A 24,896-nucleotide genomic window follows, 5' to 3' on the forward strand; every position below is an offset into this window, starting at 1 on the left:
GTCATGTACGTCTGCATGTGCAATGCCGTCACCGACCACGACATCCGCCGCGAAGCGGCCGATGGCGTGCAGACGTTTGCCGAATTGCAGGCGCGCACCGGCTGTTCGGACTGTTGCGGCTGCTGCGGCGACGAAGCCCGCGCCACCTTCGAGCAGGCTCGCCGGCAGGTGCTCTGCCAGCTTCCGCTCGTCGCCGCCTGAGCCGACCTCGGGCTTCGCGCCCGGCGGCAAACCATTGGCATTCTCATTTCCGTCCTGACCGTCGCGGAGTTTGTATAGTCCGTGGGTCCGTCGCGATGGAGGAAAGGCCATGAAGGGTGATGCCAAGGTCATCGAGTTTCTCAACAAGGTGCTCTACAACGAGCTGACCGCGATCAACCAGTATTTTCTGCATGCCCGGATGTACAAGAACTGGGGCTACACCGAGCTGGCCGAGCACGAATACAAGGAGTCGATCGACGAGATGAAACACGCCGATCGGCTGATCGAGCGCATCCTGTTCCTCGACGGGCTGCCCAATCTGCAGCGGCTGGGCAAGCTGCGCATCGGCGAGCATCCGGTGGAAGCTCTGCAGGGCGACCTGGACCTGGAGCTGGCCGCCACCGTCGACCTGCGCGAGGCGATCGCCTACAGCGAAGGCATCGCCGACTACATCAGCCGCGATCTGTTCAAGCACATCCTGCATGACGAGGAAGAACACATCGACTGGCTGGAAACCCAGTTCAACCTGATCAAGGACATCGGCGCGGAACGCTATCTGCAGAGCAAGATGCAGAGCTGACGCCGGTCGCGCAGCGCGCACGCCGCCACGGCGCATCCGCGCGGGCGTGCGCCCGTTCCTTGACGCTTTCGTCACGCCCGGGCTATACCTCGGGTTTTCCGGGAACGTCCTCCCATGGGTTCACGACCACCTCCGCGTCTCGTGGTGCGCAGGCACGACGACGTCGGCCATCGCTGGCGCCGCCTGGGGTGGGGTTTGGCGTGGTTGGCCAGCCTGCTGGCGGTGGGCGCGGCGGTGCATGTGCTGGGCGTGCGCGGCACGCCGGCAGTAGTCGACCACAAGCAGCAGCGTGCGCTGCTGGCAGAGGTCGACGATCTCAAGCAGCAGGTGGCGAACCTGCAGCGCGCTGGCCAGGTCAACGAGGTGGCCACCAGCGCCTTGCGCGGCACTCTCGCGCAGCGCGAGAAGGAGTTGAGTGCGCTGCGTTCGGACCTCGGGTTCTATTCGCGCCTGGTCGCCGGCAACGATCAGCGCCAGGGCCTCAAGCTGCAGGAGGTGAAGCTGCAGCCGATCGCCGGTTCGCGCGGCTGGACGCTGATCCTCAGCCTGACCCAGAACGCCAAGCGCGGCGCCGAGGTCAACGGCCATGCCACGGTCAGCGTGGAGGGCATGCGCAAGGACAAGGTCGTGACGCTGGACTGGCCGGCGCTGGGCGACGGCGCGCAGAAGGACGGCCTGCCGTTCCGCTTCACCTATTTCCAGCAGTTGCAGGGCACGATCGTGCTGCCCGCGGATTTCCGGCCGACACGGCTGCGCATCCGCGTCGATCCGGCCAGCGGCGAGACCTTCAGCCGCACCGTGGCGTGGAGCGCCGCCTTGTCCGGCAACATCACCACCGCCGAGGGAGACCGAGATGCTCAACCGTAGACGCAGCGACCGCAACCGCGGCAGTTCCGAAACCAGCCTGATCGCCCGCGGCACGGTGATCCGCGGCGACTTGCGCTTCAGCGGCGCCTTGCACCTGGACGGACGCATCGAAGGCACCGTGCTGGCCGAGGGCGACGATGCCATGTTCACTCTGAGCGAGCATGGCGAGGTGGAGGGCGAGGTGCGCGTGCCGCAGGCGGTGATCAACGGGCACATCACCGGCGACGTGTACATCAGCGTGCGGCTGGAGCTGGCGCCGCTGGCGCGCATCGACGGCGACCTGCGCTACCACACGCTGGAAATGGCTGCCGGCGCCCAGGTCAACGGGCACATGGCGCGCCAGGCCGAGCCGGCGCAGCGCGCGCTGGCGGCGCCGGCGACCGACGCCACCGGCAGCGACGAGGAAGCCTTGCCGGCCTGACGCGCTATGCTTGCATCTGTCCGCCTTCATCCCCATTCAGATCACCATGGAAACCATCGTCGCAATCCCCGATTACCGCAGCGGCGGCACTCCGCTGGAGTTCACCGCGGCCGCCGCGCACAAGGTGCATGAGCTGATTGCCGAGGAAGGCAATCCGCAGCTGAAGCTGCGCGTGTATATCTCCGGTGGCGGCTGCTCGGGGTTCCAGTACGGCTTCACCTTCGACGAGGCACAGGCCGAGGACGATCTGGCGGTCGAGCGCGAGGGCGTCACGCTGCTGTGCGATCCGCTGTCGCTGCAGTACCTCACCGGCGCACAGATCGACTACGCCGAGAACCTCAGCGGCGCGCAGTTCGTGATCAGCAATCCGAACGCGAAGACCACCTGCGGCTGCGGCTCCTCCTTCACCGCCTGACCTCCTCGCCATGGACCAGGCCAGGCTGCCGCGCCCCAACACCTTCGCCGGCCTGAGCCTGGTGCTCGACCGCATGGCTGAGCATCGCGACGAGGCGACGTGGGTGGCCGCGCAGGCACGCGCCGACACGGCTCGCTACCTGCTGCTGGATGCCACCGGCGAGGCCTATCTCCGCCGCGACGACGACGCGCTGCGCTGGCTCACCGCCGCCGAACGTACGCAATGGCTGGCCGACACGCGTGCCAGCTTGCTCGGCATCGCGCACGAGCGGCCGCACTTCCTGCTGGTAGTGAGCGATCGCGAGCAGGGCGACGCGCTGGAAACCGCGCTGGACGCACGTCGCATGAGCCTGCGCAGCGCCGGCCTGTTGCTGCCTGCGGACGAGGCCGGCCTGTTCGCCTATGCCAAGGGGCTGTCGCACTGGCAACGCGAGACGCAGTTCTGCGCGTACTGCGGCGGGCCGTTGCAGCTGGTGGCCGCCGGGCATCGGGCGCAATGCCGCAACCCCGATTGCGCGCGACTGCATTTCCCGCGCACCGATGCGGCGGTAATCATGCTGGTGGAGCACGACGGCGCCTGCCTGCTGGGCCGCCAGCCCGGCTGGCCGCCGCACCGCTATTCCACCCTGGCCGGCTTCGTCGAGCCGGGCGAGGCGCTGGAAGATGCCGTGCGCCGCGAGGTGGCCGAGGAATCGGGCGTGATCGTGGACGAGGTGCGCTACCACTCCTCGCAGCCGTGGCCGATGCCGGCGTCACTGATGGTCGGCTTCATCGCCACCGCGGTATCGCGCGAGATCCGCATGCGCGACCTCGAACTGGAGGATGCGCGCTGGTTCACCCCACAGCAGATCGTCGACGGCATCGCCGACGGCAGCTTCCTGCCGTCCACACGCTTGTCGGTGTCCTACCGGCTGCTGGCGCACTGGCTGCACGGGCGCGCCGGACTGGACCTGGACGCGTTGACCGCCGTCGCACCCGTCGCCTGATCCCTTCCGGCGGAACTCCATCGCGGCGCGCGGGTCGTTGTCCGGGTACCCGGCCACGGATGGACCTCTCCCATGCACCCGACTCACCGCTTTCCGGCAGCGATGCGCGCATCGAGCGGGCGCGTCGCCATCCACGTGGCGGTGATCGGCGTGCATCTGGCGGCATGGCTGGTGTGTTTCCATGCCAGCCCGCGCGTCTGGCGGCCCGCCGCACTCTGGCGCCATCCGCCATCGACGCCGCTCACCCTCCGGTTGCTGACGGTGGTAGCCACGGCCGCACCGCCCAGGCGGCCATCGCAGCGTCCTTCGGTACGGCACCCTCCGCCGCCCCGAGGCATCGTCACGTCACCGAAGCCCACACCGCTGCCGGCGACGTCACCGGCGCGCGAGCGCAGCGCGATCACCACCAAAGCCGACGTACCCGGTTACGTCGCCGGCGGCAATCTTCTGCGCGGCGGGATGTCCATGCCGCGCCCGGTCCGCCTGCCCGGCTCCTCGACGCCGATCGTGGAGGGTTTCCGCATGGTCGACCCGCGCATGCAGGGCGTCGGCGGCGCCGTGCGCATGGTGCAGGCGTTGTTCGGCGTGGTCGACCCGCACTGCATGGACGTGGAGGTCTGGCGCGGCATGACGCCGGCCGAGCAGTTGGCCCGGCACATCAGCTCCACCGACGTCGAACGCACCGCCGAGCGCTACCACTGCGGGCCCGGCTGAGCGGCGAGCGCCAGCGGGCTGCACACGCGCTCGTTACAATGCGGCCATTGTCCGGGAGTGCGTCACCATGGCCATCCGTCTGCTCGTTGCCCTGATCGCCCTTGGCCTGCTGCATGTCTCGCCGCAACTGGCCAGCTGGCGCCGCGACGGCCTGTTCCGGCGCTGGGTGGCGCAGTTGTCCGACACCAGTGGCGCCGGCCGCGTGGTGCTGGCGCTGGCCCCGCCGCTGCTGCTGTGCGCACTGCTGGTGTGGCTGTTCGGGCACACCGTACTGGGCGAGTTGCTGCCGCTGCTGTTCGCCGTGGTGGTGCTGATCTACTGCTTCGGTCCACGCGAGTTCGAGCGTGACCTGGAGGCGATCCTCGCCGCGCCCGACGACGTCAGCCGCGAGGCGGCGGCGCAACGGCTGTCCGACGACGGGCGCCCGGTGCGCTGGCACGCCCCGGCGCTGGGCGAGGCGATCGTCTATGCAGCGTTGCGCCGACGCTTCGCGGTGCTGCTGTGGTTTTTCCTGCTCGGCCCGGTCGGCGCGCTGCTGTACCGGCTGGCGCAGACGCTGGGGCGCGACGACTCGCTGGCGCTCGACGGCGACAGCCAGCATGCCGCCCACTACCTGGCCAACGCGCTGGACTGGTTGCCGGCCCAGGTGCTGACCTTCACCCTGGCCGTGGTCGGCCACTGGGATGCGGTGATCGAGGCGTGGCGGCGCTGGCACATCCAGGCCACGCCGACCAGCTGGTATCAGCGCGGCCCCGGCTTTCTCGGCGCCGCGGCGCAAGCCGACGTGCGTATCGACGTCGAGGCCGGCGACGGCTATGCCGAGGAGCACAGCGATCCGCTGGACGAGCTGCGACGCCTGCGCGGCGCCTTGCTGCGCGCCTTGCTGGCCTGGCTCAGCGTGATCGCCTTGCTGGTGATCGGCAGCTGGGTGAGCTGAAGCCGGCGGGCGGGGCCGGCTTGGACCAGCTACGCCAAGGCAGGGCGGGCACTGCCCGCCGCTTGCCCCGCCGCGCTCAGGCAAGCTCCCCGCGCAATTCGCGAACCCTGGCTTCCAGCGATGCGGCGCTGGCCGCCTGCGGCGGCACCGGCGCATCCACGACCAGTTCCACCCGCGCCCGGAAGCGCCGCGGCAGGCGCAGGCGGCCGAGCCGGGTGTCGCGCCGGCTCCACACGCTACCCCACAACCCCCGCAGCGCCAGCGGCACTACCGGCACCGGGCGCCGGGCCAGGATCTTCTCCAGCCCTGGCCGGAATGGCGCGATCTCGCCGTCGCCGGTCAGGCCGCCCTCGGGGAAGATGCATACCAGCTCGCCGTCGGCCAGCGCCGCGTCGATCGCGTCGTACGCCTGCTGCAGCACGACCGGATCTTCCTTTTGCCCGGCAATCGGAATCGCCTTGGCCGTGCGGAACACGAAACGCAGCAGCGGGGTGTGGAAGATCCGGTAATACATCACGAAGCGCGCCGGCCGCCGCAGGTTGGCCATCAGCAGCAGCGGGTCCATGAAGCTGACGTGGTTGCACACCAGCAGCGCCGGACCTTCCTCGGGCAGATGCTGCATGCCGTCGACGCGCACCCGGTACAGCGTGTTCACCAGCACCCAGGTGATGAAGCGCATCAGGAACTCGGGCACCAGGGTGAAGATGTACACCGCCACCAGCACGTTGAACAGGGCGGCCAGCAGGAAGATGGTGGCCGCGTCCATGCCCAGCCGGCCCAGCACCAGCCCGAACACCGCGGCCAGCACGATCAGCAAGGCATTGATGATGTTGTTGCCGGCGATTACCCGCGACAGCCGCTCGCGCGGCGTGCGCGACTGCACGAAGGCAAACAGCGGCACCACGTAAAAGCCGGCGAACACGCCGATCGCGGTGAGGTCGAGCACGATGCGCCAGCTGCCGGCGCCGTGCAGGAACGCCAGCCAGTCCAGTCCGCGCGTGGCCGCAAGCCCGTGCCGGGCCAGGTACAGGTCGATGCCGAACACGGTGAGGCCGAACGCGCCCAGCGGCACCAGGCCGATCTCCACCCGCTTGCCGGACAGCTTCTCGCACAGCAGCGCGCCGACGCCGGTGCCGATCGAGAACAGGGTCAGCACCAGCGTGTTGACCGAGCCGTCGCCGCCCAGCGTCTCGCGCGTGTAGATCGGCAACTGCGCGATCAGCACGGTGCCGAAGAACCAGAACCACGAGATGCCCAGCACCGCGTTGAACACCGCGCGATCGGCGCGGGTGATGCCCAGCACGCGGGCGGTCTCGCTGAACGGGTTCCAGTTGAACTTCAGGTCGGGCGCGGTCGCCGGCGCGGCCGGAATGCGCCGGCTGGCCAGATAGCCGGCCACCGCCACCGCGATGGTCGCGCCGGAGGCCAGCATGGGCCCCACGCCGGCCACCAGCATCAGCGAGTTGCCGGCGATCATGCCCACCAGCATCGCCATCTGCGTGCCCATCTCGACCAGGCCGTTGCCGCCGACCAGTTCCTCGTTCTTCAGTGCCTGCGGCAGGATCGCGTACTTGATCGGCCCGAACATGGTCGAGTGCATGCCCATCATGAACAGCACCACCAGCAGCAGCGAGGTGTGGTGGGTGTAGAAGCCGTACGCGGCCAGCGTCATCGCCGCGATCTCGAACAGCTTCACGTAGCGGATGATGCGGCTCTTCTCGTACTTCTCCGCCAGCTGGCCGGCGGTGGCGGAAAACAGGAAGAACGGGATGATGAACAGTGCCGGCGCCAGGTTGGTGTAGAGCCCCACGGTGCGGTCGTCCAGCCCCATCTGGAACGCCACCAGCATCACCAGCGCATTGCGGAACGCATTGTCGTTGAAGGCGCCCAGCGCCTGGGTCCAGAAGAACGGCGCGAAACGCCGCTTGCCGAGCAATCCGAATTGGCTCATGCCTTGTCCTGTGATGGGTCCCCGGCGCCACCACGGCCGGCGGCGACCGGGCGACGGTAGCAGCTGCGGCGCACCGGACGAAAGATCGGCATGGCATGAAACTCCCCGCCATTCGCGCGGTCGCAACCTGGTTGCCGGCGCCGGTTCGGGGTCGACGGCTTGGCACGGCACCGGCGGCGGGCGCAAAATGCTGCGTGGACGACCCGGTTTTCCCGCCGCGGCGATCGTCCCCGAAATCTTGCGCCCCGGTGCAGTCTCCTACCCTACCGACACGGCCACTCCCATGAGCAAGTCCTCTCCCCAGGTTTCCGGCGGCACCTTCGCCGACCGCATCCGGCTGCTGATCCAGCGCGTCGGCAGCGCCACCGAGATCGCCCGCATGTGCGGCTTTTCCGAAGGCGTGGTGCGCAGCTGGCGAGACGGCAATACCGACCCCTCGCGCGCACGCTGCGTCACCCTGGCGCGCACGCTGGGCATCTCGCTGGTATGGCTGGTGGCCGGCGAGGGCGGCATCCAGATCGACCCGACCCCGACCATGCAGGACGACCAGCACAGCAGCCAGGTCGTGCGCACCCAACGCGTCCACGCCAAATCCGGTACGGTCACTCGTCTGCCGTTGTCCGCGCAGATGCAGGGGTTGGACCCGCAGCGCCTGAACACGGCGATGCAGATGCTGCAATCCGAACTGGAACTGGCCGGCAGCCCGCTGGGCCTGGCCGAGAACACCGACCTGCTCACCGAGCTGTACGAGATCCTCGGCCCGGGCGGCGTCAACGTGGACGCCGGCGCGATGATGGCGTTCAACCGCCACCTTGCCCAGCGCCTGCGCAAGGATCGCCTGGCCTCCACCACGGCCTGAGATCCGGGCGCACTCCCGCGGGGTGGGCGTTCGCCCGTTCCGCGGTTCGGCGTCAGAGCAGGGCGATGTCAGCCACGGTGCTGAACTGGCTCTTCAACTGATTGAGCAGCGCCAGGCGGTTGGCCCGCACGGCGGGGTCTTCGGCGTTCACCAGCACGTTGTCGAAGAACGCATCCACCGGCACCTGCAGTTGTGCCAGGCGGGCCAGCACGGCAGCGTAATCGCCAGCGGCCTCGGCCGCGGCGCTGTCCTGCCGCGCGGCGGCCAGCGCATCGGCCAGGTCGCGCTCCGCCTCCGCCTCGAAACAGGCCGGGTCGACCGTCCGCCCGATCGGCGGCGCACCGGCCTCCTCGGCCTGCTTGCGCAGGATGTTGGCGACGCGCTTGTTGGCCGCGGCCAGGCTCGCCGCCTCGGGCCGGCGGCCAAACTCCACCACCGCGCGCAGGCGCCGGTCGAAGTCGGCCACGCTGGCCGGCTGCACCGCCATCACGGCTTCGAAGGCCCCGTGTTCGAAGCCCTGTTCGGCGTAGTAGCCGCGCAGGCGCTCATGCACGAAGTCGAGCAGCTCCTCCAGCAGGATCGCACGCCGCGCGCCCGCCTGCAGGGCCGGCGGCTTGCCGTCCTTGCCGGGCTTGAGGCCGGCCGCCAGCGCGGCATCGGGCAACTGCTCCAGCGCCTCGATGAAACTCGCGCGCAGGTCCAGTTCCAGGCCGCCCTCGATCAGGGTGCGCGCCAGGCCCAGCGCCGCGCGGCGCAGCGCGAACGGGTCCTTGTTGCCACCGGGTTTCATGCCGATGGCGAAGATGCCGGCCAGGGTATCGAGCCGCTCGGCCACCGCCAGCACCTGACCCAGGGGGTCCGCGGCGATGCGGTCGCCACCGAAGCGCGGTTGGTAGTGGCTGTCCAGCGCCTCGGCCACCGCCGGCGGTTCGCCGTCATGGACGGCGTAATAGCGCCCCATCACGCCCTGCAGCTCGGGAAACTCACCGACCATGCGGGTCAGCAGGTCGCACTTGGCCAGGCTGGCGGCGCGCGTCGCCAGCGCCGCATCGACGCCGATCCGGTTGGCCACCACCCGCGCCAGTTCGGCCACGCGCACGCTCTTGTCCCACTGGCTGCCCAGCGCCTGCTGGTAGGTGACGTTTTTCAGCTGCTCCTGGTAGCTGGCCAGCGGCGTCTTGAGGTCCTCGTCCCAGAAGAACTTGGCGTCAGCGAAACGCGGCCGGATCACCCGTTCGTAGCCACGGCGGATCTCAACCGGGTCCTTGCTCTCGATGTTGGCGATGCCGATGAAGTGTTCGGTCAGCTTGCCCTCGGCGTCGAACACCGGCACGAATTTCTGGTTCGCCACCATGGTGGTGACCAGTGCCTCGGCAGGCACTTCCAGGAAGCGGCGCTCGAAGGTGCAGGCGATCGCCACCGGCCATTCGGTGAGGTTGGCCAGCTCGTCCAGCAGCGCGTCATCCAGTTGCGGCGTGCCGCCGGTGCCTTGCGCGGCGAGCTCGATCTGCTGGTGGATGCGCTGACGCCGCTCGCGCGGATCGGCCAGCACCTTTGCGGCGCGCATCGCGTCGAGCCAGCCATCGGCGTCGGCCACGTGCACCGGTTGCGGATGCATGAAACGGTGGCCGCGCGACTTGCGCCCGCTGGCCAGGCCCAGCACTTGGCCGTCGACGATGTCGGCGCCGTGCAGGATCACCAGCCAGTGCACCGGGCGCACGAAACTGTAGTCGTGGTCGGCCCAGCGCATCGGGCGCGGGATCGGCAGCGCCTTGAGCGCCTCGTCGATGATCTCCGGCAGCAGGGCCGCCAGCGACTGGCCCGGCCTGACCGCACGCCAGACAAACCACGCGCCCTTGTCGGTTTCGAGCTTCTCCAGCTGGCCGACGTCGACGCCGCATGAGTGCGCGAAACCGAGCAGGGCCTTCGACGGCCGCCCTTCGGCGTCGAGCGCGGCGGCCACCGCGGGGCCGCGGCGTTCGATGGATTGCGCCGGCTGCGCCGCCGCCACCGCGGGGATGAAGGCCGCCAGCCGGCGCGGCGAGGCGTAGGCCACCGCCTGGTCCAGCCCGGCGCTGACGCCGCGCGCGGCCAGCCCGCCCACGATGCCGCGCAGGAATGCGGCGGACAGCTCGTCCAGTGCGCGCGGCGGCAGTTCCTCGGTGCCCAGTTCGATCAACAGCGACTTGCCGGCGTTCATGCGGCCTGCTCCTGGTGGGCACCAGCGTGCTTGAGGCCGGGAAAGCCCAGCTTCTCGCGTTGCGCCACGTAGGCCTCGGCGACGGCACGCGACAACGCGCGCACGCGCAGGATGTAGCGCTGGCGCTCGGTGACGCTGATCGCGCGGCGCGCATCGAGCAGGTTGAAGGTGTGGCTGGCCTTCATCACCTGCTCGTAGGCGGGCAGCGGCAGGTTGGCCGCCACCAGCTTGTTCGCCTCGCCCTCGCAGACATCGAACCAGCGCAGCAGCTCGGCCACGTTGGCGTGCTCGAAGTTGTAGGTGCTCTGCTCGACTTCGTTCTGGTGGAACACATCGCCGTAGGTGACGGTGCCGCGCGGGCCGTCAGTCCAGACCAGGTCAAAAACGCTATCCACGTTTTGCAGGTACATGGCCAGGCGCTCCAGGCCATACGTGATCTCGCCGGTGACCGGCCGGCACTCGATGCCGCCGGCCTGCTGGAAGTAGGTGAACTGGGTGACCTCCATGCCGTTCAACCACACCTCCCAACCCAGTCCCCAGGCACCCAGCGTGGGTGATTCCCAGTTGTCCTCGACGAAGCGCAGATCGTGCACCAGCGGGTCGAGGCCGAGCTCCTTCAGCGAGCCGATGTACAACTCCAGGATGTTCTCCGGGTTCGGTTTCATCACTACCTGGTACTGGTAGTAGTGCTGCAGGCGGTTCGGGTTTTCGCCGTAGCGGCCGTCGGTGGGGCGACGCGACGGCTGCACATAAGCGGCCGACCAGGGCTCCGGGCCGAGCGCACGCAGGAAGGTGGCCGGATGGAACGTACCGGCGCCCACTTCGGTGTCCAGCGGCTGCAGCAGTACGCAACCCTGCGCCGCCCAGTAGCGGTTGAGGGTCTGGATCACATCCTGGAAGGTGCGCGCGGACATGGCTTTCCGTGACCTGGGTTAAAGCGCGTTAGTATAGCCGCAGCTCGCTTTGCGGCTGGAATTTCCGGCTGGCGGAGCCTCGCACAGGACACTTGCCGGATGGCTGCATCGCCACAAATTGCCTCGCTGCTCGGCCGTCGTGGCCGACTCGAACTGGACGAGGTGCTGGCCGCGCTGGTGGTCGACGGTTACGCGCTCGCCGAGGATGCGAAGAACGTGCGCATGGGCGCGCGCGCCGGCCGCAGCACGGTGGAGCTGCACCCGCTGGTGGTGATCGCCAACGCCAAGTTGATCAACCAGCGCGAGCCCGGCCGGCCGTTGAGCCTGGAGACGCTGGCCGAGTGGCTGGCCGGCCATGCCGGCTTGCCGTACCTCAAGATCGATCCGATGAAGATCAACGCAGCCACGGTCACCCAGGTGGTGAGCCTGGCCTACGCGAAACGGCACCGCATCCTGCCGATCGCGGCGACCGTGGGCGAGGTGACGTTCGCCACCAGCGAACCGTTCGACGACGCCTGGGCGCCCGACCTGGCCCACATGCTGCGGCGGGACATCAAACGCGTCGTGGCCAGCCCGATCGACATCAACCGCTACCAGCAGGAGTTCTACGGCGTCCAGCGCTCGATCCAGCTGGCGCAGGACGCCAAGACCGGCAGCGACAGCTCCTCGGCGATCCTCAACTTCGAGCAGTTGGTGGAGCTGGGCAAGAGCGGCGAGGTCGGCGCCGACGATCGCCATGTGGTGCACATCGTCGACTGGCTGCTGCAGTACGCCTTCGAGCAGCGCGCCTCGGACATCCATCTGGAACCACGACGCGAGACCGGCTACATCCGCTTCCGCATCGACGGCGTCATGCAGAAAGTGTTCGAGTTGCCGGCGCCGGTGATGACCGCAGTGACCGCACGCATCAAGATCCTCGCCCGCATGGACGTGGCCGAGAAGCGCCGGCCGCAGGACGGCCGCATCAAGACGCGCTCTGCCTCCGGGCGCGAGGTGGAGTTGCGCATCTCGAACATGCCCACCGCCTTCGGCGAGAAGGTGGTGATGCGCATCTTCGATCCGGATCTGGTGGTGAAGGATTTCGCCCAGCTGGGTTTCTCGCCGAGCGAGGCGGAGAACTGGCGCAACATGGTCGAGCGCCCGCACGGCATCGTGCTGGTCACCGGCCCCACCGGCTCGGGCAAGACCACCACGCTGTATTCCACACTCAAGCACCTGGCCACGCCAGAACTCAACGTGTGCACCGTGGAGGACCCGATCGAGATGGTCTCGCCGGAGTTCAACCAGATGCAGGTGCACGCGGCGATCGACCTCGATTTCGCCGCCGGTGTGCGCACGCTGCTGCGGCAGGACCCGGACATCATCATGGTCGGCGAGATCCGCGACCTGGAAACCGCGCAGATGGCGGTGCAGGCCTCGCTCACCGGACACCTGGTGCTGTCCACGCTGCACACCAACGACGCGCCCAGCGCGGTCACCCGCCTGCTCGATCTCGGCGTGCCGCACTACCTGATCCAGTCCACCCTCACCGGCGTGGTGGCGCAACGCCTGGTGCGCACGCTGTGCCCGCATTGCAAGCAGGCCACCACCCAGGACCCGCTGGCGTGGAACGTGCTGACCCGCGGCTGGTCGATGCCGGTGCCGGCGCAGGTGTACCGGGCGGTCGGCTGCCTGGAATGCCGCAACACCGGCTTCATGGGCCGCACCGGCATCTACGAGATGATGAAGCTCTCGCCGCATCTGCGCGGCATGATCTCGGCCGAACTCGACCTCAGCGGCTTCGGCCAGGCTGCGTTGGACGAGGGCATGCGCCCGCTGCGCATCTCCGCCGCCGACCAGGTCGCCGCCGGACTGACCACGGTGCAGGAAGTGCTGACCGTGTTGCCACCGATCGACGCCTTGGCCGATGATCCGCACTAGCGCGTCAAACCTCCCCCGAGACACCGCATGAAACCCGTCCTGATCATCCGTACCGGCCGGGCGCCGGACAGCATCCGTGCGCGCCACGGCGATTTTCCGCACTGGTTCCGCCTCGCCGCCGGACTGCGCCCGGAGCGCCTGCGCATCGTCGACGTGGCGGCCGGCGAAACGCTGCCGGCGGCGGGCGAGGTGGCCGGCGCCATCGTCACCGGCTCGGCCGCGATGGTCACCGAGAAACTACCTTGGAGCGAAGCGACCGCCGGCTGGATCCGCGACGCGATGGACGCCGAGGTGCCCCTGTTCGGCGTCTGCTACGGCCACCAGCTGATGACGCACGCGTTGGGTGGACGGGTCGATTACCTGCCCGGCGGGCGTGAGATCGGCACCCAGTCGATCGGGGTCAGCGCAGGGCAGGCGCACGACCCGCTGGGCGCTGGCCTCCCCGCCAGTTTTCGCGCGCACACCACGCACGAGCAGAGCGTGCTGGAGCCGCCCGCGGGGGCGCAGATCCTGGCCAGCTCGGCACGCGACCCGCACCAGTGGCTGCGCTACGGGCCGAACGCGATCAGCGTCCAGTTTCATCCCGAGTTCAACGCCGAGGTGATGCGCGCCTACATCCGGCGCAAGCGCCACGACCTGCATCGCGAAGGTGCCGACGCCGCGCGCATCTTCAGTGACGTGGCCGCCACCCCGATCGCGCGCCGATTGTTGCGCCGCTTCGCCCATCTGCACGGTTGGGCCGGCGACTGAGCCGCCATCAGCCGCGCAAGCGCCTGGCGATCGCCTCGCGCGAGAACAGCGCAAACCCCACGCCGAACACGAAACCGCCGATGTGCGCCCACCACACGTAGGCACCATAGCTGGGCCCGGCATAGCTGAACAGCAATTGCAGCAGCACCCACATGCCGATCAGCAGGAAGGCCGGCACGCGCACGAACTGCAAATACAGGCCGAGCGGCAACACCAGGCCCAGGCGTGCCCGCGGAAACAGCGCCACGTAGGCGCCCACCACCGCCGATACTGCACCGCTGCAGCCGATGATCGGCAGGCGCACGCCGGCCAGCGACAGCGCCCCGATCAGGTTGGCCACCACGCCGCCGATGACGAACAGCACCAGGAAGCGCAACGATCCCAGCGCACGCTCACCGGGCAAGCCGAAGATCACCAGGAACAGCAGGTTGCCCAGCAGATGCAGCCAGGTGACGTGGATGAAGAGCGCCGTGAACAGCCGCAGCAGCGCCGGATCGGTCAGCTGCGGCAGCAATGGCTCGTGCGCATCGAAGATGTTCGCCGGCACCGTACCCCACTGCAGCAGCAGCGCGATGCGCTGCGGCGCCGGGATCATTGCCAATCCGACGAAACAGACCACGCACAGACTGACCAGCAGCACGGTCGCCCAATGCCAGCGCGGCCGGCGGCGCGTTTCCACATGGACAAACAAAAGCCATCCCTCCGCCTCGCCCGCGCGCTGGCGCGTGACCTGGCCATCATAGGCGATCGCTGCCGCATGACCTTGACGCAATGCGGCTCTTGGCCGGTGGCTGTCGCAAGGTCACCCGAGCGCAGGCCACCCCGGAAAGGAAGGCCCGCGGGGGACAAGCTCCCTGGCGGTGACCTGTTGCAGGTTGCGGGCGGCGGTGGCGGCGGCAGAAAAGAAAAACCCCCACCGTTGCCGGTGAGGGTGTTTCGGGATAAAGCCCCTGGCGGTGACCTACTCTTGCATGGCAAAGCCACACTACCATCGGCGCATGCGCGTTTCACTTCTGAGTTCGGGATGGGATCAGGTGGGACCACGCCGCTATGGCCGCCAGGGAAGGGGTGGGAGCAGCGCGCGTGCGCCAGCTCCACGTTTCTGAAGAGACGGCCCTGACGGCCGGCTCTTCCGCGAAAGATCCCTCGAGGTGTTGAAGAGTCCGCCATGGATGGCGAGGTGTTGACTCTTCTTTCCGTGAGAGGGATCTCACGTGAGATAAATCGTAAACGAGTGACAAGCGTCGAGGTGAAATTCAAACGTTTCGAGACAGTGCTCGAGGCGGCTCCTTTGAAGAGTCCGGCCAGGGATGGCCGGTGGCTCCGCAGAGGGACCTGCGTCAAACAAAGCCACTTGGGGTTATATGGTCAAGCCGCACGGCTCATTAGTACAGGTAAGCTCAACGCATTGCTGCGCTTCCACATCCTGCCTATCAACCACCTGGTCTTGATGGTGCCTTCAGGAGAGTCAAGCTCTCGGGAGATCTCATCTTGGGGCGTGCTTCCCGCTTAGATGCTTTCAGCGGTTATCACTTCCGTTCATAGCTACCGGGCAATGCCTCTGGCGAGACAACCCGAACACCAGCGGAACGTCCACTCCGGTCCTCTCGTACTAGGAGCAGCCCCCCTCAAATCTCCAACGCCCACGACAGATAGGGACCGAACTGTCTCACGACGTTCTGAACCCAGCTCGCGTACCACTTTAAATGGCGAACAGCCATACCCTTGGGACCGGCTACAGCCCCAGGATGTGATGAGCCGACATCGAGGTGCCAAACACCGCCGTCGATATGAACTCTTGGGCGGTATCAGCCTGTTATCCCCGGAGTACCTTTTATCCGTTGAGCGATGGCCCTTCCATACAGAACCACCGGATCACTAAGACCTACTTTCGTACCTGCTTGATCCGTCGATCTCGCAGTCAAGCACGCTTATGCCTTTGCACACAGTGCGCGATGTCCGACCGCGCTGAGCGTACCTTCGTGCTCCTCCGTTACTCTTTGGGAGGAGACCGCCCCAGTCAAACTACCCACCATACACGGTCCCTGACCCGGATAACGGGCCGAGGTTAGAACGTCAAGCACTTCAGGGTGGTATTTCAAGGATGGCTCCATGCAAACTGGCGTCTGCACTTCAAAGCCTCCCACCTATCCTACACAGAAGAACTCAACGTTCAGTGTAAAGCTATAGTAAAGGTTCACGGGGTCTTTCCGTCTTGCCGCGGGAACGCTGCATCTTCACAGCGAATTCAATTTCACTGAGTCTCGGGTGGAGACAGCGCCGCTGTCGTTACGCCATTCGTGCAGGTCGGAACTTACCCGACAAGGAATTTCGCTACCTTAGGACCGTTATAGTTACGGCCGCCGTTTACTGGGGCTTCGATCAAGAGCTTCGCCTTGCGGCTGACCCCATCAATTAACCTTCCAGCACCGGGCAGGCGTCACACCCTATACGTCCACTTTCGTGTTTGCAGAGTGCTGTGTTTTTGATAAACAGTCGCAGCGGCCAGGTTACTGCGACCCATCGGTGCTCAGCTACGCATGTAGCCACACTGATGGGCGCACCTTCTCCCGAAGTTACGGTGCCATTTTGCCTAGTTCCTTCACCCGAGTTCTCTCAAGCGCCTTGGGATTCTCACCCTGCCTACCAGTGTCGGTTTACGGTACGGTTCTTCTACAGCTGAAGCTTAGTGGCTTTTCCTGGAAGCGTAGTATCAGTCACTTCGCCCAAAAGGGCTCGTCATAAGTGCTCGGCATAAAGGATCCCGGATTTGCCAAAGATCCATGCCTACCTCCTTTCCCCGGGACAACCAACGCCCGGTAGACCTAACTTTCTCCGTCCCCACATCGCACTGTAGAAAAGTGCGGGAATATTAACCCGCTTCCCATCGACTACGCATTTCTGCCTCGCCTTAGGGGCCGACTCACCCTGCGCCGATGAACGTTGCGCGAGGAAACCTTGGGCTTTCGGCGGGGGGGCTTTTCACCCCCCTTATCGTTACTCATGTCAGCATTCGCACTTCCGATACCTCCAGCAGACTTTACAATCCACCTTCACAGGCTTACGGAACGCTCCTCTACCGCGCACATTGCTGTGCACCCCGAGCTTCGGTGTCTAGCTTAGCCCCGTTAAATCTTCCGCGCAGACCGACTCGACCAGTGAGCTATTACGCTTTCTTTAAAGGATGGCTGCTTCTAAGCCAACCTCCTGGCTGTCTATGCCTTTCCACATCGTTTTCCACTTAGCTAGAACTTGGGGACCTTAGCTGCGGGTCTGGGTTGTTTCCCTTTTCACGACGGACGTTAGCACCCGCCGTGTGTCTCCCGGATAGTCTGTCCTGGTATTCGGAGTTTGCCATGGTTTGCTAAGTCGCGATGACCCGCTAGCCATAACAGTGCTCTACCCCCAGGAAGATTCGTCCGAGGCGCTACCTAAATAGCTTTCGAGGAGAACCAGCTATCTCCGAGTTTGTTTAGCCTTTCACTCCTATCCTCAGCTCATCCCCATCTATTGCAACAGATGTGGGTTCGGTCCTCCAGTGCGTGTTACCGCACCTTCAACCTGGCCAAGGATAGATCACTCGGTTTCGGGTCTACTGCCTGAGACTATGCGCCCTATTCAGACTCGATTTCTCTTCGCCTCCCCTATACGGTTAAGCTTGCCACAGACAGTAAGTCGCTGACCCATTATACAAAAGGTACGCAGTCACCCTTGCGGGCTTCCACTGCTTGTACGTATACGGTTTCAGGGTCTATTTCACTCCCCTCTCCGGGGTTCTTTTCGCCTTTCCCTCACGGTACTAGTTCGCTATCGGTCAGTCAGGAGTATTTAGCCTTGGAGGATGGTCCCCCCATGTTCAGACAAGGTTTCACGTGCCCCGCCTTACTCAATTTCATATCAAGTGCCCTTTCGTCGACTGGGCTATCACCATCTATGGCCGGCCTTTCCATGCCGTTTGACTAGAACACAAGATACTTTTGGGCTAGTCCGCGTTCGCTCGTCGCTACTGACGGAATCTCGGTTGATTTCTTTTCCTCCGGGTACTTAGATATTTCAGTTCCCCGGGTTCGCCTCGCATGACTATGTATTCATCATGCGATACCGCTTGCGCGGTGGGTTTCCCCATTCGGACATTGCCGGATCAAAGCTTGTTGCCAGCTCCCCGACACTTTTCGCAGGCTGCCACGTCCTTCATCGCCTCTGACTGCCAAGGCATCCACCGTATACGCTTAGTCGCTTGACCATATAACCCCAAGTCGCCTCGGGGCATGCCCCCTCCTCAGGGGCAGCCAAGTTACTTCGTTTCGTGCCTTAACACTTGCCTCGGTTCGGTTCGAACCAAGACGCTTGTCACTCGTTTACGTGTTTTCAAAGAACATCGTGCCGGCCTCAATGCCGGTCGATTTCAAATCTTTTGTGTGCTGATATTTTACGCAGCGACATCCTGGTGGAGCCTATCGGGATCGAACCGATGACCCCCTGCTTGCAAAGCAGGTGCTCTCCCAGCTGAGCTAAGGCCCCGTCGAAGGGATATCCGGATTGTTCCGAACCTCGGAACAATGGTGGGTCTGGGTGGACTCGAACCACCGGCCTCACCCTTATCAGGGGTGCGCTCTAACCACCTGAGCTACAGACCCAGAGATCGAGCCCCAGAACCTACACCAGCCTCTCTCGAACTTCCGTTCGGAGCAGCTTTTGTTGAAGAGTCCGGCCACGGATGGCCGGTCTTGATGTTCGCTCTTCGCAAAAGGGACTTTGCGTAAAATACAGGTGTCTTGTGTGGACGTCTTGCACCGATCGGTGCGACGTGTCGTTCTCGAAAGGAGGTGATCCAGCCGCACCTTCCGATACGGCTACCTTGTTACGACTTCACCCCAGTCATGAACCACTCCGTGGGCGTCGTCCTCCTTGCGGTTAGACTAACGCCTTCTGGAGCAACCCACTCCCATGGTGTGACGGGCGGTGTGTACAAGGCCCGGGAACGTATTCACCGCGGCATAGCTGATCCGCGATTACTAGCGATTCCGACTTCATGGAGTCGAGTTGCAGACTCCAATCCGGACTGGGATCGGCTTTCTGGGATTGGCTCCACCTCGCGGTATTGCAACCCTCTGTACCGACCATTGTAGTACGTGTGTAGCCCTGGCCGTAAGGGCCATGAGGACTTGACGTCATCCCCACCTTCCTCCGGTTTGTCACCGGCAGTCTCCTTAGAGTTCCCGACATTACTCGCTGGCAACTAAGGACAAGGGTTGCGCTCGTTGCGGGACTTAACCCAACATCTCACGACACGAGCTGACGACAGCCATGCAGCACCTGTGTTCCGATTCCCGAAGGCACTCCCGCATCTCTGCAGGATTCCGGACATGTCAAGGCCAGGTAAGGTTCTTCGCGTTGCATCGAATTAAACCACATACTCCACCGCTTGTGCGGGCCCCCGTCAATTCCTTTGAGTTTCAGTCTTGCGACCGTACTCCCCAGGCGGCGAACTTAACGCGTTAGCTTCGACACTGATCTCCGAGTTGAGACCAACATCCAGTTCGCATCGTTTAGGGCGTGGACTACCAGGGTATCTAATCCTGTTTGCTCCCCACGCTTTCGTGCTTCAGCGTCAGTGTTGTCCCAGATGGCCGCCTTCGCCACTGATGTTCCTCCCGATCTCTACGCATTTCACCGCTACACCGGGAATTCCACCATCCTCTGACACACTCTAGCTCGCCAGTATCCATCGCCATTCCCAGGTTGAGCCCGGGGATTTCACGACAGACTTAACGAACCGCCTACGCACCCTTTACGCCCAGTAATTCCGATTAACGCTTGCACCCTTCGTATTACCGCGGCTGCTGGCACGAAGTTAGCCGGTGCTTATTCCTCAGGTACCGTCAGACTGCACACGTATTAAGCATGCAGATTTCGCTCCTGATAAAAGTGCTTTACAACCCGAAGGCCTTCTTCACACACGCGGCATTGCTGGATCAGGCTTGCGCCCATTGTCCAATATTCCCCACTGCTGCCTCCCGTAGGAGTCTGGGCCGTGTCTCAGTCCCAGTGTGGCTGATCATCCTCTCAGACCAGCTAGCGATCGTCGCCTTGGTGGGCCATTACCCCGCCAACTAGCTAATCGCACATCGGTTCGTCCTGCCGCGCGAGGCCTAAAAGGTCCCCCGCTTTCTCCCGTAGGACGTATGCGGTATTAGTCCCGGTTTCCCGAGGTTATCCCCCACGTCAGGGTAGATCCCGATGCATTACTCACCCGTCCGCCACTCGCCACCCAAGGAGCAAGCTCCTCTGTGCTGCCGTTCGACTTGCATGTGTTAGGCATGCCGCCAGCGTTCAATCTGAGCCAGGATCAAACTCTTCACTTAAGTTTTCGATGACCGAAGCCATCTATCTTTCCGAAGCGTATGTTCCCAACCAATCAAAACTCATTACTGACTTTTTACTTGGTGGGACGCTTGCATTGCTTGGACAGGTCACGACCCATCAACGCAAGACGTCCACACAATTCACCTGCGCACACTGTCAAAGATCTTCGCTGCCCGACCGCCTTTCGGTGATCGCCCCGTGACCTTTCGTCCCGGGTGAGCCGCCCATTCTACATCGCTTTCCGAGACCGTCAACACCTTCAGGGAAGTTCGTCGAGGTGTCGCATGTCGCGCCCCATGGCGTTGGGCCGACGTGGGCCGCGAATCATACGGCCTGCGCTTTTTTTGGCAAGTGTTTTCTGCGTCGGCCGCGAATTCGCGCCGCGAGAATGCGGCTGTCGGTTCAGGCGACGACCAGCCGCACCCGCGCGAAATTGCGCTTGCCGACCTGCAGGACGCCCTCGAAGCCGGCATGGAAAACGCGCTGTGCGTCTTCCGCGACGGCCGCGTCGATGCGAACGGCACGCTCCTTCAGCTTCCGGGTTGCCTCGGAGTTGCTGGTGGTCAGGCCGGCGGCGGTGAGCAGCGCGGCCAGGCGCAAGCCCTCGGCCGGCACGGCGATGTCGGTTTGCGGCAGCAGCGCGGTGTCGCCTTCGCCGCGCACGACGGCATGCCAGCCGGCGATCGCCTGTTCGGCGGCGGCAGGGGCGTGGAAACGTGCAGCCAGCTCGCGCGCCAAACGCAACTTGGCGTCACGCGGGTTGAGCTGGCCACCCTCGACATCGCGCTTCATGCGCGCCAGCTCGTCCAGCGACACCTCGAAGCTGAGCAGCTCGAACCAGCGCCACATCAACTCGTCGCCGATCTTCATCGTCTTGGTGACGATGTCGATGGCCGGTTCGTTGATGCCGATGTAGTTGCCAAGCGACTTGGACATCTTGTTGACGCCGTCCAGCCCCTCCAGCAGCGGCATGGTGAGCACGATCTGCGGCGGCTGGCCATAGTGTTCCTGCAGGCTGCGGCCCATCAGCAGGTTGAACTTCTGGTCGGTGCCGCCGAGCTCGATATCCGCCTTCAAGGCCACCGAGTCGTAACCCTGGGTCAGCGGGTACATGAACTCGTGGATGGCGATCGGCTGCTGCGCGGCATAGCGCTTGGTGAAATCGTCGCGCTCGAGCATGCGCGCCACGGTGTGCTGCGCGGCCAGCCGGATCATGTCGGCGGCCGACATCTTGTCGAACCATTCGGAGTTGAAGCGCAGCTCGGTCTTCTCGCGGTCCAGCACCTTGTAGACCTGCTCGGCGTAGGTCTCGGCATTGGCCAGCACATCCTCGCGCGTGAGCGGCTTGCGGGTGACGTTCTTGCCGGTCGGGTCGCCGATCATGCCGGTGAAGTCGCCGATCAGGAAGATGACCTGGTGACCCAGATCCTGGAACTGGCGCATCTTGTTAAGCAGCACCGTGTGACCCAGGTGCAGGTCCGGCGCGGTCGGATCGAAGCCGGCCTTGACCCGCAGTGGACGCCCCGATTTCAGGCGCTCGACCAGCTCCTCGCGCTTGATGATTTCGTCGGCGCCACGCGCAATCGTGGACAGGGCGTGCTCGTGCTCGCTCATGGATTTCTCGCTGGATGGGGCATGGAAAATGAACCGGGCGGCGCGAAACGGAGAGGCGTTAGCCATTCGCTGCGTGCGGCGAAAGTTAATTGTGCGTTAATCAGGAATGGATCGCAAACCATTGATGGCAAAGGCATTGACGCTCTCTGCACATCGCCGTTATGGTACGCCGAGTTTTTGCTTGAGCGGTACGGGGTGAACACGGCATGGCCGAAGAGAACATGGGCGCGCTGCAGGCGCGCAAGCAGGCCATATGCCGCAAGGCACAGCGTCTTCACTGTCGCTTCTACGAACGTTGCGCGCACTGGTCGTTCAACCGGTCGAGCGATGTCGAACCGATCCGCTGGCACCGCGAACACTGGATGCTTGCCGGCACAGCGCTGCTGATCACCTTGTTGTCCGGCTTCATCATGCCGTCGTGGGCCAACGCGATGCGTCCGGCGCCCGCACCCGTGGCGCACACGCTGTTGCCGCTGGCCCTGCCCAAGGCCGACCTGGTCCAGACGCCGGTGTCCACCGTCGATGACTGGCAGGTGGTGCGGGTGCAGCCGGGACAGACCCTTTCCGACATCTTCACCGCCCATGGCCTGGGCATGAGCGACCTGCAGAAGGTGATGGACACCGCGGGCAACCACAAGGAGGCCCTGCACAGCATCCGTCCGGGCGAGGAGTTCGATTTCCTGCTCGGCAGCGACGGCAGCCTGAAGGGCTTCCGTTTCGATCCGGATGCCGCCAACCGCGCCGTCATCCGCTTCGACGGCGCACAACCCACGCTGGCCTTGCAGCCGCGCGACATCGACCGACGCGAGCAGGTGGCGCACGGCGTGATTCGCAGCAGCCTGTATGCCGCCGGTGACCAGGCCGGGGTGAACGCGGCGATGATCGGCAAGCTGGCCGACCTGTTCAAATACGACATCGACTTCGTGCAGGACCTGCGCGTGGGCGACAGCTTCACCATGATCTACGACGACATCTACCGTGATGGCGTGCGCTACGGCCAGGGCGACATCGTGGCTGCCGAATTCGTCAACCAGGGCAAGCGCTACACCGCTTACCGATTCAAGAAGGCCGACGGCAACTACGGCTGGTTCAGCGAAGATGGACGTCCGATCCAGAAATCCTTCCTGCGCATCCCGGTCGATTTCACCCGGATCTCGTCCCAGTTTTCCTCCGCCCGCATGCACCCGATCCTCGGCCGCATGCGCGCGCACAAGGGCGTCGACTACGCGGCCCCCAGCGGCACGCCGATCCACGCCGCCGGCGACGGCGTGATCAAGTACCACGGCTGGGAGCGCGGTTACGGCAACTTCGTGGTGATCCAGCACAACAAGACCATCAGCACCGCGTACGGCCACATGTCGCGGTTCGTGAAGGGCCAGCACGTGGGCGAGCGGGTGCGCCAGGGCGAGGTGATCGGCTACGTCGGCATGACCGGGCTGGCCACCGGCCCGCACCTGCACTACGAGTTCCGCGTCAACGGCGTGCAGCGCAACCCGCAGACGGTGACCCTGCCCAAGCCCGAACCGCTGCCCGCCGCCCAGCTGGCCCGCTTCGAGTCGCAGGTGGTCAAGCCGCAGCTGGCCCGGCTGACCGAGCTGGACAACCGGATCAAGCTGGCCCGCGCCAACGCTCCCGCCAATCACGACAACTGAGCTGCCCTTGCGCGTGGCTGAAGACGACTCGGCGCTCTACATCGGGCTGATTTCCGGCACCAGCGCCGACAGCATCGATGCGGTGCTGGTGCGTTTTCGCGAAGGCAAGCCGCACACCCTTGCCTGCCATGCCCATCCGTGGCCGCATGCCTTGCGCGAACGCATGCTGGCAGTGGCGCAAGGCGAGGCCGCGCTCGACCTGGACGACTGGGGCCGGCTCGACGTTGAAATCGGGCAGCAGTTCGCCGAGGCCGCCTTGCACTTGCTCGATCGCGCCGGCACGACGGCCGCGGCGGTGCGCGCCATCGGTTCGCATGGACAAACCTTGCGCCACCGGCCCGGCGGCGAGCACCCCTTCACCTTGCAGCTGGGCGACCCCAGCGTGATCGCCGAGCGCTGCCGCATCGAGGTGGTCGCCGACTTCCGCCGCGCCGACGTCGCCGCCGGCGGCCAGGGCGCGCCGCTGCTGCCGGCGGTGCATGCCATGCTGCTGGGCGTGCCCGGGCTTACGCGCGCCGTGCTCAACCTCGGCGGCATCGCCAACCTCACTGTGCTCGCGGCCGACGGCGGTGTGCGCGGCTTCGACACCGGGCCGGCCAACGGCCTGCTCGACGCGTGGTGCCTGCGTCATCGGGGCGAACCGTTCGATCGCGGCGGAGCCTTTGCCGCCGACGGCCGGGTCGTGCCCGAGCTGCTCGACGCCCTGCTGGCCGATCCGTACTTTGCGCTGCCGCCGCCCAAAAGCACCGGACGCGAATACTTTCATCTGGACTGGCTGGCCACCCGCGCGCCGCTGGCCATGCTGGCACCCGCCGACGTGCAGGCGACGCTGCTGGAGCTGACCGTGCGCAGCGTCACCGCAGCCGTGATGCAGCATGCGCCGGAAGCGACGGAGGTGCTGGCCTGCGGCGGCGGCGTGCACAATGAGCGGCTGATGCAGCGCCTGGGCGAGACGCTGGCCCCACGCCGGCTGGACAGCACCGCCAGCTGCGGTGTCGACCCGGACTTTCTCGAAGCGACCGCATTTGCCTGGCTGGCGCGCCAACGCCTGCTGCAACTGCCCGGCAACCTGCCGGCCGTGACCGGCGCGCGCGGACCGCGGGTACTCGGGGCGGTCTATTCCGCGCCGGCACCCGGCACGTCGTAACGGATGCTCTCCGGCGCCAGTTGGGTCGGCCGCGTGCGGGCCAGCGCCAGCAACGCCTCCTGGAACGCGCCGCGCTCGTCGGCTTCCCAGTGACCATCGAGTACGGCCAGGGCGTGCGGATCGCGCAGGCTTTCGCTGTATCGGTGCGCCACCGACATGCCGAGGCCGACGCGCAGCGCGTCCAGCATCACGTCGTTGACCGGACACTGGCGCAGCTTGGCCAGCGCCGCGATGCGTTCGGCCAGCAGGCCATCGATGTGATGAACGATCATGTCCGGCACAAGCGTCACTCCCTGCAGCACCTGCCCCTGTGCCGGGGATGTTTGCACATCCGCGATGCACCGGTGCCGCGCCGTGGCGATTTCCGTGGCTGACTTGGCAGTTGCGCTGTGACCCGCGCCAC

General features: G+C 65.4%; 20 protein-coding genes, 2 tRNA genes and 3 rRNA genes. 14 read left to right on the forward strand and 11 right to left on the reverse strand.

All coding sequences use genetic code 11. The features are described 5' to 3' along the window. Nucleotides 1-3: 3 nt before the first annotated feature. From ACVCL9_RS13215 to ACVCL9_RS13250, 8 genes are all read left to right on the forward strand, one after another. Nucleotides 4-201 carry a (2Fe-2S)-binding protein gene (locus ACVCL9_RS13215; protein ID WP_395136000.1) on the forward strand — a complete coding sequence of 66 codons (198 nt, stop codon included), beginning with the start codon at nt 4-6 and terminating at the stop codon, nt 199-201. Nucleotides 202-310: 109 nt separating this feature from the next. Then, complete coding sequence (gene bfr / locus ACVCL9_RS13220; RefSeq protein WP_395120634.1) at nt 311-781, forward strand: bacterioferritin; 471 nt, start codon at nt 311-313, stop codon at nt 779-781. Between the two features lie 114 nt (nt 782-895). Beyond that, nucleotides 896-1,648 carry a DUF6776 family protein gene (locus ACVCL9_RS13225; protein ID WP_395120635.1) on the forward strand — a complete coding sequence of 251 codons (753 nt, stop codon included), beginning with the start codon at nt 896-898 and terminating at the stop codon, nt 1,646-1,648. Further along, entirely contained in the window at nt 1,635-2,069 is a 435-nt protein-coding gene (locus ACVCL9_RS13230) for a bactofilin family protein (RefSeq protein WP_395120636.1), read from the forward strand. Before ACVCL9_RS13225 ends, ACVCL9_RS13230 begins: the two co-directional genes overlap by 14 nt. Nucleotides 2,070-2,115: 46 nt before the next feature. Then, nucleotides 2,116-2,484: an iron-sulfur cluster insertion protein ErpA gene (erpA, locus tag ACVCL9_RS13235; protein ID WP_447097782.1), complete on the forward strand. Its 369-nt coding sequence runs from the start codon at nt 2,116-2,118 to the stop codon at nt 2,482-2,484. Nucleotides 2,485-2,494: 10 nt separating this feature from the next. Beyond that, the gene (gene nudC, locus ACVCL9_RS13240) at nt 2,495-3,469 is read left to right on the forward strand and encodes an NAD(+) diphosphatase (RefSeq protein ID WP_447097781.1); all 975 of its coding nucleotides are present in this window, start codon (nt 2,495-2,497) and stop codon (nt 3,467-3,469) included. A gap of 72 nt (nt 3,470-3,541) precedes the next feature. Next, nucleotides 3,542-4,183 carry a hypothetical protein gene (locus ACVCL9_RS13245; RefSeq protein ID WP_447097780.1) on the forward strand — a complete coding sequence of 214 codons (642 nt, stop codon included), beginning with the start codon at nt 3,542-3,544 and terminating at the stop codon, nt 4,181-4,183. Between the two features lie 67 nt (nt 4,184-4,250). Next, the gene (locus tag ACVCL9_RS13250; protein WP_447097779.1) at nt 4,251-5,120 is read left to right on the forward strand and encodes a beta-lactamase induction protein; all 870 of its coding nucleotides are present in this window, start codon (nt 4,251-4,253) and stop codon (nt 5,118-5,120) included. Nucleotides 5,121-5,196: 76 nt separating this feature from the next. Here ACVCL9_RS13250 and ACVCL9_RS13255 read toward each other — a convergent pair whose 3' ends face one another. Continuing rightward, complete coding sequence (locus ACVCL9_RS13255; protein ID WP_447097778.1) at nt 5,197-7,071, reverse strand: MFS transporter; 1,875 nt, start codon at nt 7,069-7,071, stop codon at nt 5,197-5,199. 283 nt (nt 7,072-7,354) lie between these two features. Between ACVCL9_RS13255 and ACVCL9_RS13260 the strand changes: the two genes are divergently transcribed. Then, nucleotides 7,355-7,930 carry a helix-turn-helix domain-containing protein gene (locus tag ACVCL9_RS13260; RefSeq protein WP_395120642.1) on the forward strand — a complete coding sequence of 192 codons (576 nt, stop codon included), beginning with the start codon at nt 7,355-7,357 and terminating at the stop codon, nt 7,928-7,930. Nucleotides 7,931-7,982: 52 nt separating this feature from the next. On the opposite strand, the gene glyS is transcribed toward ACVCL9_RS13260, so the two are convergent. Together glyS and glyQ are read right to left on the reverse strand one after the other, a co-directional pair. Then, nucleotides 7,983-10,130, reverse strand: coding sequence for a glycine--tRNA ligase subunit beta (gene glyS, locus ACVCL9_RS13265; RefSeq protein ID WP_447097777.1), 2,148 nt, complete (start codon nt 10,128-10,130; stop codon nt 7,983-7,985). Next, nucleotides 10,127-11,044 (reverse strand): glycine--tRNA ligase subunit alpha, encoded by a 918-nt coding sequence (gene glyQ, locus ACVCL9_RS13270; RefSeq protein WP_447097776.1) that lies wholly within the window; start codon nt 11,042-11,044, stop codon nt 10,127-10,129. Before glyQ ends, glyS begins: the two co-directional genes overlap by 4 nt. 99 nt (nt 11,045-11,143) lie before the next feature. Here glyQ and ACVCL9_RS13275 point away from each other — a divergent pair, with 99 nt between their 5' ends. Beyond that, nucleotides 11,144-12,964, forward strand: coding sequence for a GspE/PulE family protein (locus tag ACVCL9_RS13275; protein WP_447097775.1), 1,821 nt, complete (start codon nt 11,144-11,146; stop codon nt 12,962-12,964). Between the two features lie 27 nt (nt 12,965-12,991). Further along, nucleotides 12,992-13,714, forward strand: a complete 723-nt coding sequence (locus ACVCL9_RS13280; protein ID WP_395120646.1) for a glutamine amidotransferase — start codon at nt 12,992-12,994, stop codon at nt 13,712-13,714. Nucleotides 13,715-13,721: 7 nt separating this feature from the next. Here ACVCL9_RS13280 and ACVCL9_RS13285 read toward each other — a convergent pair whose 3' ends face one another. The 6 genes from ACVCL9_RS13285 to ACVCL9_RS13310 form a co-directional block, all read right to left on the reverse strand. Beyond that, entirely contained in the window at nt 13,722-14,405 is a 684-nt protein-coding gene (locus tag ACVCL9_RS13285) for a rhomboid family intramembrane serine protease (protein ID WP_395120647.1), read from the reverse strand. 257 nt (nt 14,406-14,662) lie between these two features. Beyond that, nucleotides 14,663-14,776, reverse strand: a 5S ribosomal RNA gene (rrf, locus tag ACVCL9_RS13290). A gap of 302 nt (nt 14,777-15,078) precedes the next feature. Beyond that, nucleotides 15,079-17,957, reverse strand: a 23S ribosomal RNA gene (locus ACVCL9_RS13295). Between the two features lie 202 nt (nt 17,958-18,159). Continuing rightward, nucleotides 18,160-18,235, reverse strand: a tRNA-Ala gene (locus tag ACVCL9_RS13300). A gap of 39 nt (nt 18,236-18,274) precedes the next feature. Beyond that, a tRNA-Ile gene (locus ACVCL9_RS13305) sits at nt 18,275-18,351 on the reverse strand. A gap of 182 nt (nt 18,352-18,533) precedes the next feature. Continuing rightward, a 16S ribosomal RNA gene (locus ACVCL9_RS13310) occupies nt 18,534-20,079 on the reverse strand. Together the 16S, 23S and 5S rRNA genes with 2 tRNA genes alongside form the textbook arrangement of a ribosomal RNA operon. Nucleotides 20,080-20,087: 8 nt before the next feature. Between ACVCL9_RS13310 and ACVCL9_RS13315 the strand changes: the two genes are divergently transcribed. Continuing rightward, nucleotides 20,088-20,282, forward strand: coding sequence for a hypothetical protein (locus ACVCL9_RS13315; RefSeq protein ID WP_395120256.1), 195 nt, complete (start codon nt 20,088-20,090; stop codon nt 20,280-20,282). Nucleotides 20,283-20,482: 200 nt separating this feature from the next. Here the strand turns inward: ACVCL9_RS13315 and tyrS are convergent, their stop codons facing one another. Then, a complete protein-coding gene (gene tyrS, locus ACVCL9_RS13320; RefSeq protein WP_395120648.1) occupies nt 20,483-21,694 on the reverse strand; it encodes a tyrosine--tRNA ligase in 1,212 nt (403 codons plus the stop codon). A gap of 206 nt (nt 21,695-21,900) precedes the next feature. Between tyrS and ACVCL9_RS13325 the strand changes: the two genes are divergently transcribed. Together ACVCL9_RS13325 and ACVCL9_RS13330 are read left to right on the forward strand one after the other, a co-directional pair. Continuing rightward, the gene (locus tag ACVCL9_RS13325) at nt 21,901-23,346 is read left to right on the forward strand and encodes an OapA family protein (RefSeq protein ID WP_447097774.1); all 1,446 of its coding nucleotides are present in this window, start codon (nt 21,901-21,903) and stop codon (nt 23,344-23,346) included. Nucleotides 23,347-23,359: 13 nt separating this feature from the next. Beyond that, nucleotides 23,360-24,493 carry an anhydro-N-acetylmuramic acid kinase gene (locus ACVCL9_RS13330; RefSeq protein WP_447099509.1) on the forward strand — a complete coding sequence of 378 codons (1,134 nt, stop codon included), beginning with the start codon at nt 23,360-23,362 and terminating at the stop codon, nt 24,491-24,493. On the opposite strand, the gene ACVCL9_RS13335 is transcribed toward ACVCL9_RS13330, so the two are convergent. Then, nucleotides 24,463-24,765 carry a hypothetical protein gene (locus ACVCL9_RS13335; protein WP_447097773.1) on the reverse strand — a complete coding sequence of 101 codons (303 nt, stop codon included), beginning with the start codon at nt 24,763-24,765 and terminating at the stop codon, nt 24,463-24,465. The two genes, ACVCL9_RS13330 and ACVCL9_RS13335, sit on opposite strands and share 31 nt — an antisense overlap. Between the last annotated feature and the right edge of the window lie 131 nt (nt 24,766-24,896).

This window comes from Rhodanobacter sp. UC4438_H5 (assembly GCF_052978405.1).